Genomic DNA, 14,919 nt, shown 5'->3' on the forward strand with positions numbered 1-14,919 from the left:
ATGGGCTGCGCAGCAGCCCCCAGGGGTCTAGCGGACTACCGCCAACCGCCCGACCAACGGCAATTTCGCAGCAATCGAGAACAACGGCGCCGTCCAGCGCATCAGTGCCGCGCTACCCTTGGCCGCCAACGGCGTGTAATAGCTCCAGCCCAACGCCAGCACTGCCATCAGCAGCCCGCCGATGTAGTCATCCTGCCCCCAGTGCGCGCCGGCCACCAGGCGCGGCAGCATGAACAGCACCGCCAGCGCCCAGATCACCACGAACTGCATCAGGCGGCGGCTGAACACGCTCATGAACAATGCCCAGATCAACAACACCGAGGCGTGGTCGCCGGGGAAACTCTTGCTGGAGCGGTCCTTCAGCTCCCACTTGGCTTCCAGGTGGGGGTAGTAGTCGCTCAGGTGCACCACGTCGTCGAACATCATCGAGGGGCTCTTGTGTTGCCAGCCCGCGGCATCCACCCACTTGGAAAACAGCGCGCGAATCACCACTAAGAGAAGCAGCGTGACCAGAAAGCCGAAAAACGCCTGGCGAACCTGCGCTGCCTTGAACACCCAATCACCGCGGATCAGCAGTGCCAGCAGGATCAGGCCGACCACGATGTCGAACGGGCGCATGCTGCCCACGGTCCAGATATAGCGCCAGGTGGTGTTGTCAGCCAACGGTGCATTGAGGCTGTGGAACAGCCACTCGTCGAAAGTCAGGCACAGGATCTGGCCAAAAGGCCATAACCAGAAACACAGTAGAGCGATCGGCAGCAGCGTGCAGGCTGCCAGCGGTCCCCAGGACCACCTTGCTTGGAACAGTGGTCGATTATCCATAAGATACCTCTATCTCCTATAAGGGAAACGAGCGCCTGAAGGCGCTCTGCGATGGGATTACTGATTCCCTTTCATTATTTTGTCATCATTTTCAGATAGCCAGACAACCATGAGCGACTTGCCAGAAAAAGATTTCACCCAACGTTTCATCTTCGACGAGCGCGATGTGCGCGGCGAGTGGGTGTCTCTCGATGACAGCTACGCTGCAGTGCTGGCGCGTCATGAATACCCACAGCCGGTGCAAACCCTGCTTGGCGAGCTGATGGCCGCCACCGCTTTGCTGGTCGGTGCCTTGAAGTTCGACGGCCTGCTGATACTGCAGGCGCGCTCCGCCGGGCCGATCCCGCTGCTGATGGTCGAGTGCTCCGGTGACCGTGATATCCGCGGCATGGCCCGATACGAGGCGGATCAGATCCCGGCCGACGCCAGCCTGGCGCAGCTGATGCCCGACGGCCACCTGACCCTGACCATCGACCCGGTCAAGGGCCAGCGTTATCAGGGGACCGTCGACCTCGATGGTGCCAACCTCTCGGAGTGCTTCACCAACTACTTCGTTCAGTCCCAGCAGTTGAACACGCGGTTCTGGCTGAATGCCGAAGCTGGCAAGGCGCGCGGCCTGCTGCTGCAGCAACTGCCACGCGATCGCCAGCCGGACGATGAAGAGCGCGAAGACAGCTGGCAGCACGTGGTTGCCCTGGCCCAGACCCTCAAGCCGCAAGAGTGGGCAGAAGCCAATGAAACCCTGCTGCACCGCCTGTACCACGAAGATGCCGTGCGCCTGTTCGATGAACAGCCGCTGCGCTTCAAATGCAGCTGCTCACGCGAACGTTCCGGCAATGCCCTGGTCAGCCTGGGTGAGCATGACGCCAAGGCACTGGTGCAAGAGTGCGGTGGGCAGGTAGAGATCGATTGCCAGTTCTGCAACCAACGCTATTTCTTCGACGCCAGCGATGTGGCGCAACTGTTTGCCGGCGGCGGCACGGACGTAGCCTCAGAAACTCGCCACTGAAACGTTTAAGCTCAGGAAAATCTCCTGTCGAATTGCGCAAAAACGCAGTTCTGACAGGAGGGGCCTACTTTTTTTGGGCTTTTCTGGCATAATCCGGCCACTTTTTTCGCTGTAGTAGTTTTTTCGGAACAACTACAAAACGTTTGGAGCACTCGGCCTCGGGCCGGATGGGGTATCTCATGACGCAAGCCAATAACACCGTGTACACCGACCTGAGCGTCGATGAGCTGGTAAAAGAAGCGCTGCAACGCGGTGAAGGTGTACTAGCCGATACCGGCGCGCTGGTCGTGGAGACCGGTCACCGTACTGGCCGTTCGCCGGCTGACCGTTTCATCGTCGAAGAGCCTTCCACCCAGGACGCCATCGCCTGGGGCCCGATCAACCGCAAGTTCCCGGCCGACAAGTTCGATGCCCTGTGGGACCGCGTCGAGGCGTTCAACAACGCCCAGGATCACTTCGTTTCCTACGTTCACGTAGGGGCTGCCGCCGAGCACTACCTGCCGGTGAAAATGACCACCCAGACTGCCTGGCAGAACCTGTTCGGCCGTTGCCTGTTCATCAACCCTGAGCAGTACAACCCGGCGGGTCGCGGCGAGTGGCAGGTGCTCAACGTCGCCAACTTCGAGTGCGTACCTGAGCGTGATGGTACCAACTCCGACGGTTGCGTGATCATCAACTTCGCGCAGAAGAAAGTGCTGATCGCCGGCATGCGCTACGCCGGTGAAATGAAGAAAGCCATGTTCTCGGTGCAGAACTTCCTGCTGCCGGCTGCCGATGTGCTGCCAATGCACTGCGCGGCCAACATCGGCGAAGCAGGCGATGTGACCCTGTTCTTCGGCCTGTCCGGCACCGGCAAAACCACCCTGTCGGCCGACGAAAGCCGTTACCTGATCGGTGACGACGAGCACGGTTGGGGCGAAGGCGTTGTCTTCAACATCGAAGGCGGCTGCTATGCCAAGTGCATCGACCTGTCCGAGAAGAACGAGCCGGTCATCTGGAAAGCCATCAAGCACGGTGCTGTGCTGGAAAACGTCGTTCTCGACGCCAACAAGCACGCTGACTACACCGATGTCAGCTTGACCCAGAACAGCCGTGCGGCCTACCCGCTGGAGCACGTTGCCAAGCGTTCGGAAAAGAACCTGGGCGGTGAGCCAAACGCAGTGATCTTCCTGACCTGCGACCTGACCGGTGTTCTGCCTCCGGTGTCGATCCTGAACAACGAACAGGCTGCCTACCACTTCCTGTCCGGTTACACCGCGCTGGTCGGTTCCACCGAAATGGGCTCGGGCGGCGGCATCAAGTCGACCTTCTCGACCTGCTTCGGTGCACCGTTCTTCCCACGCCCGGCTGGCGAGTACGCCGAGCTGCTGATCAAGCGTATCAACGGCTTCAACTCCAAGGTCTACCTGGTCAACACCGGCTGGACCGGTGGTGGCTACGGCGTTGGCAAGCGCTTCAGCATTCCGACCACCCGCGCGGTGATCGCTGCCATCCAGAGCGGCGCGCTGGTCGGTGCCGAAACCGAGCACCTGGACATCATCAACCTGGACGTACCGAAGGCCGTCCCAGGCGTTGATACCGAACTGCTCAACCCGCGTACCAACTGGGCTGACAAAGCTGCCTACGACGAGGCCGCCAAAGGCCTGGCCAAGCTGTTCATCGAGAACTTCAAGAAGTTTGAAGTTTCCGACGCCATCAAGGCCGCTGGTCCGCAGCTGTAAGCTGCAACCAGCCGCAATGAGAAAGCCGCCAGCATTGGCGGCTTTTTTGTTATCCGGCTGATGCAATGCCTTGTAGGAGCGGCCTTGTGTCGCGATGGGCCGCATAGCGGCCCCGGGGTTTTGGCGTCACTGCATAAATTGTCGGGGCCGCTTTGCGGCCCATCGCGACACAAGGCCGCTCCTACAGGGTAAGGTGCAGGCAGCGGGAACCTGGTTTTTCTGTTTCACTGTCAGCATCCATTGCGAAGACAAGAGTCAGCCAGATGACCGAATCCCCTCAGCGCACTGCCTTCTCCCACTTTCACCCGATTCTCACCCGCCCGCAGGACAACGACCTCAATGGCCATATCGCCGGGGCCACGGTGCACGGCTTCTTCGAAACGGCGATCCAGGCGTTTCTCGTCGAGCAGGCCGAGCTGGACCTGCGTGACGGCGAGCTGGCGGCTTTCGTGGTCAGTTCGGCAGCAGATTTCTATGCATTGCCGGGCTTCCCGGACGTGCTGGAAGTTGGGCTGGGCGTAACGCGCCTGGCGGGCAGTACGGTGGAGTACCGCCTGGCGTTGTATCGCCCAGGTGAGCCCGAGGCCTGCGCGGCCGGCACGGTGGTGCAAGTCTTCATCGAGCGTGTCAGTGGCCGGCCTGTGGCGTTGCCAGAGGCGCTTCAGGTGATTCTTTCCGGCTTGGTGCTGGAACAACACGCATAAAAAACCCCGCCGGAAGGGGCGGGGTTCTTGTTGCCGGGGCAGGGCCCTCAGGCGTTAGTCGCGCCAGTGGCGCTTGTGCTTGCGGTGGCCGTAGTGATGGCCACGGTCGTAGTGGCGACGGTCATCGTAGCCACGGCGGTAGCGACGGTCGTCATGGCGCTCATCGGCGTCGGCCTTGTTGCCCAGGTAGTTACCCAGCGCACCACCAGCACCGCCGCCGGCAGCCGCGCCGATGTAGCTACCGGTAGTACCGCCTACCGAGCGACCCACCACGTTACCGCCTGCCGCGCCCAGGGCACCGCCAATAGCGGCTTCACCGCGCTGGCGCTTGTCGGCACCCAGCGCACCGCCGGCCGCACCGCCCAGGCCGGCACCAATGGCGCCGCCGGTGCTACCGCCGATGGAGTTACCGACAACGGAGCCCAGTACCCCACCCAATGCGCCGCCAATGCCGGCCTCGGTGGTGCCGCCTGCCATGGCAACGCCGCTGAGCAAGCTGAAAGACAACAACAAAATCGAGGAGTACTTCTTCATCAAGAGAGCCTCATAAGGATGACGAGGCGAATTTGAGGCTAAGCGAGGTGGCTGGCAACGGAAATCCGACGAGTAACACGAGTTGTACACAATTCTCTAAGTGACTGTATTTGTTGTGAAACTTAAACCGTTTTCGGCTGTCTGAGGTCTTTATGGCAAAAGCCCTGAACCTTGCGGAACAGGGCTTTTTGGTTTTTAGCGTTGGGGCTTCTGGCCCTCTTCGCGGCAACTTTATTACAGAATACGCCCGTCGTCCCGCGCCCGCTCCAGCTTGATGGCGATGAACTTCGAGGTTGGCGTATGGCTGCCATCGCCAATGCTCTCCAGCGGCACCAGCGGGTTCACCTCCGGGTAATACGCCGCCGCCTGCCCGGCCGGAATATCGAACGCCAGCAAGGTAAAGCCGTGCACCCGGCGGACGTGTTCATCCCCCCACAACGATACGATGTCGACCTTCTGCCCCGGCTGGAAGCCCAGGCGGATGATGTCGGCTTCGTTGGCGAACAGCACCTCGCGTTGGCCGCGCACGCCACGGTAGCGGTCGTCCAGGCCGTAGATGGTGGTGTTGTACTGATCGTGCGAACGCATCGACTGCATGATCAGGTCCGGTAACTGGCCGCTGGCACGCACACGGTCGTCAAGCAGCGTATCGGGCAGCAGGTTGGCCTTGAAGTTGGCGCGGCCGGTGTTGGTCTTCCATGTGCGGCTGGCGGCGTTATTGCCCAGGTAGAAGCCGCCTGGGTGTTGCAGGCGTTGGTTGAAGCCGCTGAAGCCTGTGATGGTGTCGGCGATCAGGTCGCGAATGCGCGCATAGTCGGCGACCAGCCAGTGCCAGTCCACGGGTTTCTTGCCCAGCGTAGCGGCGGCGATGCCAGCAATGACCGCCGGCTCCGAGCGCATCTGCGAAGACAGCGGTTTGAGCTGGCCGTTGGATGCGTGCACCATGCTGAACGAGTCTTCGACCGTTACCGCTTGTGGCCCGTCGGCCTGCAGGTCGATGTCGGTACGGCCCAGGCACGGCAAAATCAGCGCTTGCTTGCCATGAACCAGGTGGCTGCGGTTGAGCTTGGTGCTGATGTGCACGGTCAGCTCGCAGTTGCGCAGCGCCTGCGCCGTGCGCTCGGTGTCCGGCGTGGCCTGGGCGAAATTGCCGCCCAGGCCGATGAACACCTTGGCCCGGCCGTCGAGCATGGCGTGAATCGCTTCGACCGTGTTGTGGCCGTTGTGCCGTGGCACGGGGAAGCCGAAGCGCTTTTCCATGGCCTCGAGCAGTGCCATGGGTGGGCGCTCGTTGATGCCCATGGTGCGGTCGCCCTGCACGTTGCTGTGGCCACGTACCGGGCACAGGCCTGCGCCTGGTGCGCCGATATTGCCGCGCAGCATCTGCAGGTTGACGATTTCCTGAATGGTCGGCACCGAGTGGCGGTGTTGGGTGATACCCATCGCCCAGCACATGATGACCCGCTCGGCGCGGCAGTACATGCGCGCCGCCAGTTCGATGTCGGCCATGGGCAGGCCGGATTGCGCCTGGATGTGGTCCCATGGCGTGGCATCTACCACGGCCAGGTAATCGTCCACGCCATGGCCGTGCTCGGCGATGAAGGCATGGTCGAACACCGCCGGTTCACCCTTGGCCTGGGCTTCACGCTCCCACTGCAGGGCGAACTTGGCCATGCCACGCAGCAGCGCCATGTCGCCACCCAGCGCCGGGCGGAAGAATGCCGTGTTGGTTGGGCGGTCGCTGTTGGTCAGCATTTCCAGCGGGTTCTGCGGGTGCTGGAAGCGCTCCAGGCCCCGCTCCTTGAGCGGGTTGATGCAAACCACCTGAGCGCCACGTTTCACCGCGTCGCGCAGCGGGTCGAGCATGCGCGGGTGGTTGGTGCCGGGGTTCTGGCCCCAGACAAAAATCGCGTCGGCATGTTCGAAGTCGTCGAACGTGACCGTGCCTTTGCCCACCCCGATGCTTTGCCCCAACGCCACGCCGCTGGCTTCGTGGCACATGTTCGAGCAGTCGGGAAAGTTGTTGGTACCGAAGGCGCGCACGAACAGCTGGTACAGGTAGGCTGCTTCGTTGCTGGCCCGCCCCGAGGTATAGAACTCGGCCTGGTCAGGTGTGGCCAACTTGTTCAGCTCGCGAGCGACCAGGGCAAAAGCGGCGTCCCAGCTGATCGGCTGATAGCGGTCGCTGGTCGCGTCGTAGACCATCGGCTCGGTGAGGCGGCCCTGGTACTCCAGCCAGTAGTCGCTTTGCTGCAGCAGGGCGGTGACGCTGTAACGGGCGAAGAAGGCAGCGTCGACACGGCGCTTGGTGGCCTCCCAGTTCACGGCCTTGGCGCCGTTCTCGCAGAACTTGACCATGCCGCTTTCTGGCGAATCGCCCCAGGCGCAGCCTGGGCAGTCGAAACCGCCGTTCTGGTTGGTCTTGAGCAGGGCGCGAATGTTCTTCAGCGCGTTATCGCTGCCGACCCAGGCCTTGGCCACGCTGCGCAGCGCACCCCAGCCACCGGCAGGGCCGTGGTAGGGCTTGTAGCGAGGGGTTGAGGCTGGGGCATTGTCCGGTAGGTGCTGGTACGAGGTCACGACTGTTACGACTCCGCCGCCGGGCTGTAGACCCGCGGTGCGCTGTGCTTGGGTAGATGAATGAGGTTGAGGTTGTGCTTGCGCGCCCACTGCAGGGCAAGCCCGGTGGGGGCGGACAGGCTGACCAAGGTCTGGATGCCGGCGCGCAGCACCTTCTGGATCAGTTCCAGGCTGCAGCGGCTGGTGACGATCGCAAGGCCGCCCTGGCTGTCGATGCCCTGGCGCAGCAGCGCGCCGATCAGCTTGTCGAGGGCGTTGTGCCGGCCAATGTCTTCACGGCCCAGCAGCAGTTCGCCGTGGCGGTCCATGAACAGCGCGGCATGCACCGCCCCGCAGTGCTGGCCCAGCGGCTGAAATGCATCGATGCGCTCGCGCAGGCCCACCAGCCACGCTGCCGGTGGCAGCGGCGCACCGGGCAGCACGGCCAGTTCTGGCAACGCCTGCTCCAGCGCCTCGACCCCGCACAGGCCGCAGCCGCTGGTGCCGGCCAGCTGCCGGCGCTGGTTTTTCAGGTTCCAGAAGGCTCGGCTGGATATTTCCAGGTCTGCATACAGGGCAGAGCCACTGCCCGAGAGCTTCAGGTCGTAGATTTCCGAGGTGCCTTCGACGATGCCGCTGCCCACGCTGAAACCGACGGCGAAATCTTCCAGGTCGGTCGGGCTGACCAGCATCACTGCCTGGTTGAGGCCGTTGTAGACGATGGCCAACGCAACCTCTTCGGCCAGCGGCGTGCTGTCACCTTTACCGTCGCTGAGCTGGACGTATGCGTAGGTGTTGCTGGCGGCCGGCAGGGACAAGGGCGATGAGGCCGTGCAGACCGGAGGTTTGCTGTTCATCGGGGCAGGCTGTTCATTCGGCGGCTTGGTGTAGCACAAGCCTAGGCGCGTGGGCCTGTGGCGTCTAATCGCTAGCCTCTATCCATTGATAGAGCGCGTCGATTGGTCGCAGGCGGGCGGCATGAGCAAAGCTGGCCTAGACTGCTGGTTTCGAGGTTTCGTGAACAAGGAGAGTGCTATGAGCTTGATCAGTTTCGTGAAGGAAGCAGGCGAGAAGTTGATCGACCTGCTGACTCCGGGCAATGCCAAAGCCGAAGAGCAGTTGAAGAAACACGTGGAGAATGTCGGCCTCGGCAACCCGAACATCACGGCGACCGTGGAGGGCGACAAAGTGATCCTCAAGGGTGAAGTCGCCAGCCAGGAAGAGAAGGAGAAGATTGTGCTGGCGGCGGGCAACATCGAGGGTGTGGCCAGCGTCGATGACCAGATCACTGTGACCGGCCCGGTCGTGACAGCCGCACGCCTGGTCACGGTCAAGAAGGGTGACACGCTGTCGGCGATTGCCCTGGTGGTGTATGGCAATGCCAATCAGTTCAACAAGATATTCGAGGCCAACAAGCCAATGCTCAAGCACCCGGACAAGATCTATCCGGGGCAGGTACTGCGTATTCCTGACTGATTTTTGCAGGCTTTATCGGCCCTATCGCCGGCAAGCCGGCTCCCACAAGGTTGCTGCAAAGCTGAGGCCGGTGGTCGCCTGTGGGAGCGGGCGTGCCCGCGAACACCGGCGTAGCCGGTGCCAGGGCGCTTACAGGCCAATCAATAGCTCCCGGTAATCCTCGACCGCAGCAAACTCTTCAGTATCGCGCGGCTGCGCCTGGCTATCGGGCTGGCGTACAGCCAGCAGGTGCGCCACACCAAAGCGCCGTGCGCTGCGCAGTATCGCCAGGGTGTCATCGATGAACAGGCTACGCCCCGGCTCAAAACCGATGTCCGCCTGCAAGGCGTCCCAGAACTGTGGGCTTTCCTTAGGGTAACCATAATCATGCGAGCTGATCAGCCGCTCGAAATACGGTGCCAGTTCCACCCGTTCCAGCTTCAGCGACAGCGAATCACGGTGGGCATTGGTGATCATCACCACGCGCTTGCCGGCATTTCGAATCGCCGCCAGGAACGTGTCGGCATCCGGGCGCAACGCGATCAGGTCGGCAATTTCCCGTTTCAGCTCCCGGATCGGCAGGCGCAGCTCCCGGCTCCAGAAGTCCAGGCAGTACCAGTTCAGCGTGCCGGCATTGCGCTCGAACAGCGGCTGCAGCTCCATTTCCGCCATGGCCCGGCTCACGCCATGCAGCTCTGCATAGCGCTGGGGCAGGTGGTCGAGCCAGAAGCGGTTGTCGTAATGCAGGTCGAGCAGGGTGCCGTCCATATCCAGCAGGACGGTATCGATGGCAGACCAGGGAAGAACAGGCATGGGAAACTCTCGATCAGTCGGCAAGCCACGGTATAGTAACCCGTTCACGCCAAGGAGCCGCCCCATGCGCCAGAAACCCACCGTCCTCAGCCGCGAAATCGTCGCCAGCAGCCGCCTGTTCCGCGTAGAGGCTGTGCAATTGCGCTTCAGCAATGGTGCCGAGCGCACCTATGAGCGCCTGGTAGGCCGGGGTAACGGCTATGGCGCGGTGATGATCGTGGCCATGCTCGACGCCGAGCACGCCGTGCTGGTGGAAGAGTATTGCGGTGGTACCGACGAGTACGAGCTGTCGCTGCCCAAGGGCCTGATCGAGCCCGGCGAAGATGTGCTGGCAGCCGCCAACCGCGAGCTCAAGGAAGAGGCCGGGCTTGGCGCGCGCCAGCTTGAGCACCTGACCGAGCTGTCGCTTTCGCCGGGCTACATGAGCCAGAAAATCCAGGTGGTGCTCGCCACCGACCTGTACGAAGAGCGCCTTGAGGGCGATGAGCCGGAGCCGATGCGGGTCGACAAGGTCAACCTGCGCGAGCTGTCGGCCTTGGCCATGCACCCGCAGTTCACCGAAGGCCGCGCCCTGGCGGCCCTGTACCTGGCGCGTGACCTGATGATTCAGCGGGGGCTGCTGGCGCCATGAACGACAATCAACTGATGCGTGAAGTGGTCAAGTTGGCGTTGACTGCGGGCGAGGCGATCCTGCCGTTCTGGCGTGCCGATGTGGCAGTGACCAACAAGGCCGATGATTCGCCGGTGACTGCCGCCGACCTGGCAGCGCACCGGGTGATTGCCGATGGCCTGCTGGCGCTGGCGCCGCAGATTCCGGTGTTGTCCGAAGAGGACTGCAACATTGCGCTGGCCGAGCGCCAGGGCTGGAGCCGCTGGTGGCTGGTGGACCCGCTGGATGGCACCAAGGAATTCATTGCCGGCAGCGAGGAATTCACAGTCAATATCGCCTTGATCGAAAAAGGCGAGGTGGTGTTTGGCGTGGTATCGATGCCCACGAATGGCCGCTGCTACTTTGGGGGCCGCGAATTGGGGGCTTGGCGGGCAGACGGGGGTGAGGCGGCCCGGCCGATCCAGGTGCGCAACGCTCCGCCAGTGGGTGAGCGGTTTACCGTGGTTGCCAGCCGCCGGCACTCCAGCCCCGAACAGGAAGCATTGTTGGCGGGCCTGGGTGCGGCAGTGGGTGAACTGGAGCTGGCCAACATTGGTAGCTCGTTGAAGTTCTGCCTGTTGGCTGAGGGCAGCGCCGATTGTTATCCACGCCTGGCGCCGACTTCGCAGTGGGATACGGCGGCGGCCCAGGGTGTGGTGGAAGGGGCGGGTGGTGAAGTGATCGGGCTGGACGGTTTGCCGTTCCGTTACCCGGCGCGCGAGTCTTTGCTCAACCCGTACTTCCTGGCGTTGCCGGCCAAGGCAGCGTGGCGCCAGGCCTTTCTTGAGCTGATCTAGCGGGCCTGGCCTTGTAGGAGCGGCCTTGTGTCGCGATGGGCTGCAAAGCAGCCCCGGCAATTTGTGCACCATGCCCAAACCCTGGGGCTGCTTTGCAGCCCATCGCGACACAAGGCCGCTCCTACAGGGGGCGCGACAGCCTTCGTTCTTAGCGGTGCAGCACGTACTGGCCGCTGAAGGTGACGGCCGGCTCATCAGTCCCGGTATTGCTTACCGTGGTCTGCAGCGTCAACCGCGCCCGGCCACGACGCTGGTACATGTTGAGGAAGCGTTCCCAGGCTTTCTCTTCCGGCGCCGGGCAACGGGCTATTGCCGCCCCGGTAACCGGCAGCGGGTAACTGATTTGCCCTTCCTGGATGACGATATGCCCGTCATCTATCCCCAGTTCGCGCAGCCGCATGTGCAACCAGCCCCAGCCCACCAGCACCGCTGCACAGTACAGGCTGCCGCCGAACATGGTGCTCTTGTGGTTGACGTTGGCCGCCAGCGGCAATTGCAGGCGCAGGGTGTGGTGTTGCCAATCAATGACCTCCAGGCCCATTTCGCGGGTCAGCGGGATGTCGCCATGCAGTACGGACTGCAGGTACTGGCTATCGGTGCTCATCAACGGTTGTCCTCATGGTCGTCGTGCCCGCCGCTACCGCCCTCGAAGCTCAAGCCATGCTTGCGCAGCTTGTCGTGCAAGGTTTTGCGGGGGATGCCCAGCGCCTCTGCCAGGCTGCGCATGGAGCTGTGGGGCTGGGCCAGCTCGGCGGCGATCAGCGAGCGCTCGAATTGCTCTACCTGTTCGCTCAGGTTGCCACTCAACACCGAAGGCGCCGCAGCCGCAGCCGCTGGCAGCTGGCCATCCAGCGCCAGTTCAAGGCCCAGGGCGAAACGCTCGGCGGCGTTCTGCAATTCACGCACGTTACCTGGCCAGGTGTGGCGCAGCAGCATCGCCCGCTGCGCCGGCAGCAAGGCGTGTGGCGCCAGGCTGTGGCGCTGGCTGGCAGCGTCGGCAAAATGCTGGAACAGCACCAGGATGTCGTCGCCGCGGTCCCGCAGCGGCGGGATACGCAGTGGCGCTACGTTCAGCCGGTAGTACAGGTCGGCACGGAAGCGGCCTTGGTCGGCGGCCTGGCGCAGGTCTTCCTTGGTGGCGGCGATAATGCGGATATCCAGCGGGATCAACTGGTTGCCGCCCAGGCGTTCCACCACCCGCTCCTGCAACATGCGCAGCAGCTTGACCTGCACGTCCAGGCTCATACTCTCGATTTCGTCGAGGAACAGCGTGCCGCCGTTGGCGAACTCGAATTTGCCGATGCGCCGTTTTTGCGCCCCGGTGAACGCCCCGGGCTCATGGCCGAACAGTTCGCTTTCGACCACCGATTCGGCCAGTGCCCCGGCGTTGATCGCCACGAACGGCCCATCACGGCGGCTGGACAGGTCATGCAGCGCACGGGCGACCACCTCCTTGCCGGCACCGGTTTCACCCAGGATCAGCACATCGGCGCGGGTTGCGGCCAAGGCGCCGATCTGCTCGCGCAGGCGCTGCATGGCCGGCGAATGGCCGACCAGGCGCGTGGCCAGTTGCTGGCGGTCGCTCAGCGCCAGGCGCAGGCTGCGGTTGTCCAGCACCAGGCGGCGCAGGGCCAAGGCACGGCGCACGCTGTCGAGCAGGGCGTCGCTGGCGAAAGGCTTTTCCAGAAAGTCATAGGCACCGGCGCGCATTGCCTGTACCGCCAGGGGCACATCCCCATGGCCGGTAATCAACAGCACGGGCAGTTCGCTGTCGCGGCCGTGCAGTTGCTCCAGCAGCTGCAGGCCATCGATGCCGGGCATGCGGATGTCGCTGACCACCACGCCGGGCCAGTCGCTCTCGATACGCTCAGCCAGGCCTTGGGCATCGCCCAGCGCGACCACTTTCAGCCCGGCCAGGTCCAAGGTCTGGCTCAGGGCCTGGCGCAGGTGTGGGTCATCGTCGACCAGGATGACCTGGGCTTGGCTGTCGATCTGTGTCTCGGGGGTCATGCCGAGGGGTCCTCCGAATTGGGCAAGGTCGCGCCAGGCGCAGCCTTGCGTAGCTGCAGGGTCAGCAGAGCACCACCTTCCGGGTGGTTGGCCAGCAGCAGTTCACCCCCCAGGGCGCGCATCAGGCTTTCGCAGATGGCCAACCCCAGGCCCAGGCCCTGGGTGCGGGTCTTGGTGGTGAAGAACGGCTCCTTGGCATGCTCCAGGGCCTGGCGGCTGAAGCCGGGGCCATTGTCGCGGATGTACAGGTAGACGCAGTCATCACGCTGTTCGGCACTTAGCCACAGGCGGCGCGGGTTGGCTTTTTCGGTCAGGGCGTCCAGGGCATTGGCCAGCAGGTTGCCCAGCACCTGGCGCAGGCGGGTTTCACCGGCCTGTACCCACAAGGTGGCTTCCGGCAGGTCGCGGATCAGCTCCACGGCCATTGCCCGGCGGCGCTTGGCCAGCAGCGCCAGGGCATCGTCCAGGGCTGGCTGCAGGGCCACGCTTTCCGGGGCGTGCCGATCACGGCGGGCGAAGGCCCGCAAGTGGGCGATGATCGACGCCATGCGCCCGGTCAGCTCGCCAATCAGCTTGAGGTTGCCGCGGGCGTCCTCGGTGCGTTGGTGGTCGAGCAGGATCTCGGCATTTTCTGCGTAGCTGCGAATCGCCGCCAGCGGCTGGTTGAGTTCGTGGCTGATACTGGCCGACATGGTGCCAAGCACCGACAGCTTGCCGGCCTGCACCAGCTCGTCCTGGGCGCGCACCGCCTCTTGCTGGGCATTTTCGCGCTCCAGTACGGCGCGCTTGAGGCGGGTGTTGAGGCCCTCGAGGTCGGCGGTGCGTTCGGCTACGCGCTTTTCCAGCTCCTGACGGGCGCGGGCTTCGAAGTCGATGCGGTCGATGTAGTGGCGGCGCCGTTGCATCACCAGCCCGGCCAGCAGCATTGCTACTAGCAGGGTGCCGGCGCCAATGGCCATTACGGTTTGCACCGAACGGTCTACCAGCATGCGCGGGGCGAGGATGCTGACTTGCCAGCCGGTCTCCTTGATGTCGCGGGTCTGGGTGATCCAGGCGTCCGGGGCGAGCACCAGCGGTTGCGGTGCCTGGGTAGGGTAGGGCTGGATGGCGATGATGGCCTGGCGCTCGGCATCGCTCAGTGCGCGGGTGGCACGGAAGCGCCAATCGGGCCGCGAAGTGAGGATGACCACGCCATTGTGATCGGTCAGCAACAGCTGCTCCGGCGTGCGGCCCCACAGGGTTTCGGTGTGGTCGAGGTCGACCTTGACCACCAGCACGCCCACGATGCGCTCGCGATCACGCACGGCGGCGGCAAAGAAGTAGCCGCGTTTGGCCGACGTTGTGCCCTGGCCGAAGAAGCGGCCCAGGTGGCCCGCCATGGCTTCGTTGAAGTACGGGCGGAAGGCGAAGTTGCGGCCCACGAAGCTGTCGTGCTTGTCCCAGTTGGAGGCCGCCAGGGTGTTGCCGCTGACGTCCATCAGGTACATCACCTCGGCGCCGGTCTGCTGCACGATGCCCTTGAGCAGGCGGTTGGCGTTGGTCACCGCCTCCAGGCGGAAGGGGTCGGCCAGTACGCTGCGCAGTGCCGGCAGGTCGCCGAGGATCTGCGGCAAGGTTTCGTAGCGGTGCAGGGTGCCGAGCAGGTTGGCCACGTACAGGTCCAGGGTCTGGCGGTTCTGCGAGGCCAATTCCTGCTGGTAGTAACGTTCGGCCAGGTGGTGCAAGGGCCACAGTAACGGCGCCAGGCACAGGGCCAGCAAGGCCAGGCTGCGCCAGCGGGGACGGCGTGGAGGCGTGGGGTTAGCAATCATCACGTAAATGCGCCAGAAAGGTCTGGCGCAATTAT

General features: G+C 63.5%; 14 protein-coding genes. 6 read left to right on the forward strand and 8 right to left on the reverse strand.

The genetic code is table 11. The features are described 5' to 3' along the window. Positions 1-27: 27 nt before the first annotated feature. Positions 28-822: a phosphatase PAP2 family protein gene (locus AACG97_RS01670; RefSeq protein WP_009681237.1), complete on the reverse strand. Its 795-nt coding sequence runs from the start codon at positions 820-822 to the stop codon at positions 28-30. A 109-nt stretch (positions 823-931) separates the two neighbouring features. On the opposite strand from AACG97_RS01670, the gene hslO reads away from it, so the two are divergent. The 3 genes from hslO to AACG97_RS01685 all read left to right on the forward strand — a co-directional run bounded on the left by hslO (position 932) and on the right by AACG97_RS01685 (position 4,256). Beyond that, positions 932-1,831 (forward strand): Hsp33 family molecular chaperone HslO, encoded by a 900-nt coding sequence (gene hslO / locus AACG97_RS01675; protein WP_054905720.1) that lies wholly within the window; start codon positions 932-934, stop codon positions 1,829-1,831. 179 nt (positions 1,832-2,010) lie between these two features. Further along, positions 2,011-3,552: a phosphoenolpyruvate carboxykinase gene (locus AACG97_RS01680; protein ID WP_009681239.1), complete on the forward strand. Its 1,542-nt coding sequence runs from the start codon at positions 2,011-2,013 to the stop codon at positions 3,550-3,552. Positions 3,553-3,815: 263 nt separating this feature from the next. Then, positions 3,816-4,256, forward strand: coding sequence for an acyl-CoA thioesterase (locus tag AACG97_RS01685; protein ID WP_054890281.1), 441 nt, complete (start codon positions 3,816-3,818; stop codon positions 4,254-4,256). A gap of 54 nt (positions 4,257-4,310) precedes the next feature. On the opposite strand, the gene AACG97_RS01690 is transcribed toward AACG97_RS01685, so the two are convergent. From AACG97_RS01690 to fdhD, 3 genes are all read right to left on the reverse strand, one after another. Beyond that, the gene (locus AACG97_RS01690; RefSeq protein WP_054890280.1) at positions 4,311-4,790 is read right to left on the reverse strand and encodes a glycine zipper domain-containing protein; all 480 of its coding nucleotides are present in this window, start codon (positions 4,788-4,790) and stop codon (positions 4,311-4,313) included. A 234-nt stretch (positions 4,791-5,024) separates the two neighbouring features. Continuing rightward, the gene (locus AACG97_RS01695; RefSeq protein WP_054913528.1) at positions 5,025-7,370 is read right to left on the reverse strand and encodes an FdhF/YdeP family oxidoreductase; all 2,346 of its coding nucleotides are present in this window, start codon (positions 7,368-7,370) and stop codon (positions 5,025-5,027) included. A gap of 5 nt (positions 7,371-7,375) precedes the next feature. After that, complete coding sequence (gene fdhD, locus AACG97_RS01700) at positions 7,376-8,206, reverse strand: formate dehydrogenase accessory sulfurtransferase FdhD (protein WP_047150096.1); 831 nt, start codon at positions 8,204-8,206, stop codon at positions 7,376-7,378. A 178-nt stretch (positions 8,207-8,384) separates the two neighbouring features. On the opposite strand from fdhD, the gene lysM reads away from it, so the two are divergent. Next, on the forward strand, positions 8,385-8,825 hold the full coding sequence (lysM, locus tag AACG97_RS01705) for a peptidoglycan-binding protein LysM (RefSeq protein ID WP_009683781.1): 441 nt from the start codon (positions 8,385-8,387) through the stop codon (positions 8,823-8,825). A 129-nt stretch (positions 8,826-8,954) separates the two neighbouring features. Here the strand turns inward: lysM and yrfG are convergent, their stop codons facing one another. Further along, on the reverse strand, positions 8,955-9,617 hold the full coding sequence (yrfG, locus tag AACG97_RS01710; protein WP_009683782.1) for a GMP/IMP nucleotidase: 663 nt from the start codon (positions 9,615-9,617) through the stop codon (positions 8,955-8,957). Positions 9,618-9,681: 64 nt separating this feature from the next. Between yrfG and nudE the strand changes: the two genes are divergently transcribed. Beyond that, positions 9,682-10,248 (forward strand): ADP compounds hydrolase NudE, encoded by a 567-nt coding sequence (gene nudE, locus AACG97_RS01715; RefSeq protein WP_009683783.1) that lies wholly within the window; start codon positions 9,682-9,684, stop codon positions 10,246-10,248. Beyond that, complete coding sequence (gene cysQ / locus AACG97_RS01720) at positions 10,245-11,063, forward strand: 3'(2'),5'-bisphosphate nucleotidase CysQ (RefSeq protein WP_125854940.1); 819 nt, start codon at positions 10,245-10,247, stop codon at positions 11,061-11,063. Before nudE ends, cysQ begins: the two co-directional genes overlap by 4 nt. A gap of 148 nt (positions 11,064-11,211) precedes the next feature. On the opposite strand, the gene AACG97_RS01725 is transcribed toward cysQ, so the two are convergent. Genes AACG97_RS01725 through AACG97_RS01735 form a run of 3 tightly spaced genes read right to left on the reverse strand, consistent with a single transcriptional unit; the run spans position 11,212 to position 14,884 of the window. Further along, complete coding sequence (locus AACG97_RS01725; protein ID WP_029885606.1) at positions 11,212-11,667, reverse strand: YiiD C-terminal domain-containing protein; 456 nt, start codon at positions 11,665-11,667, stop codon at positions 11,212-11,214. After that, positions 11,667-13,073: a sigma-54-dependent transcriptional regulator gene (locus AACG97_RS01730; RefSeq protein WP_115293248.1), complete on the reverse strand. Its 1,407-nt coding sequence runs from the start codon at positions 13,071-13,073 to the stop codon at positions 11,667-11,669. The genes AACG97_RS01725 and AACG97_RS01730 overlap by 1 nt, the downstream gene beginning before the upstream one ends. Continuing rightward, on the reverse strand, positions 13,070-14,884 hold the full coding sequence (locus AACG97_RS01735) for a sensor histidine kinase (protein WP_125854939.1): 1,815 nt from the start codon (positions 14,882-14,884) through the stop codon (positions 13,070-13,072). The genes AACG97_RS01730 and AACG97_RS01735 overlap by 4 nt, the downstream gene beginning before the upstream one ends. Positions 14,885-14,919: the final 35 nt, after the last annotated feature.

Source organism: Pseudomonas sp. Nvir (assembly GCF_963778085.1).
Lineage (GTDB): Bacteria > Pseudomonadota > Gammaproteobacteria > Pseudomonadales > Pseudomonadaceae > Aquipseudomonas > Aquipseudomonas juntendi.